Origin of the sequence: Pseudoalteromonas sp. ECSMB14103, assembly GCF_000813065.1 — a bacterium.
GTDB lineage: Bacteria > Pseudomonadota > Gammaproteobacteria > Enterobacterales > Alteromonadaceae > Pseudoalteromonas > Pseudoalteromonas marina.
On sequence record NZ_JWGY01000024.1, the window covers coordinates 1 to 723 of the forward strand.

At 52.7% G+C, this 723-nt stretch carries 1 rRNA gene; it reads left to right on the forward strand.

Annotation, left to right across the window (positions count from 1 at the left end):
- Positions 1-723 (forward strand): 23S ribosomal RNA (locus RF53_RS19050); the annotation flags it as partial.

Genomic DNA, 723 nt, shown 5'->3' on the forward strand with positions numbered 1-723 from the left:
GGCACTGAACATTGAACCTACATGTGTAGGATAGGTGGGAGACTTTGAAGCAGGAACGCTAGTTCTTGTGGAGTCGTCCTTGAAATACCACCCTTGTAGTTTTGATGTTCTAACGTTGGCCCCTGAATCGGGGTTACGGACAGTGCCTGGTGGGTAGTTTGACTGGGGCGGTCTCCTCCCAAAGAGTAACGGAGGAGCACGAAGGTTGGCTAAGTACGGTCGGACATCGTACGGTTAGTGTAATGGTAGAAGCCAGCTTAACTGCGAGACAGACACGTCGAGCAGGTACGAAAGTAGGTCATAGTGATCCGGTGGTTCTGAATGGAAGGGCCATCGCTCAACGGATAAAAGGTACTCCGGGGATAACAGGCTGATACCGCCCAAGAGTTCATATCGACGGCGGTGTTTGGCACCTCGATGTCGGCTCATCACATCCTGGGGCTGAAGTCGGTCCCAAGGGTATGGCTGTTCGCCATTTAAAGTGGTACGCGAGCTGGGTTTAGAACGTCGTGAGACAGTTCGGTCCCTATCTGCCGTGGGCGTTTGAGAATTGAGAGGGGTTGCTCCTAGTACGAGAGGACCGGAGTGAACGAACCGCTGGTGTTCGGGTTGTCATGCCAATGGCATTGCCCGGTAGCTACGTTCGGAACTGATAAGCGCTGAAAGCATCTAAGCGCGAAGCAGGCCTCGAGATGAGTTCTCACTAGACTTTTAAAGTCTCTG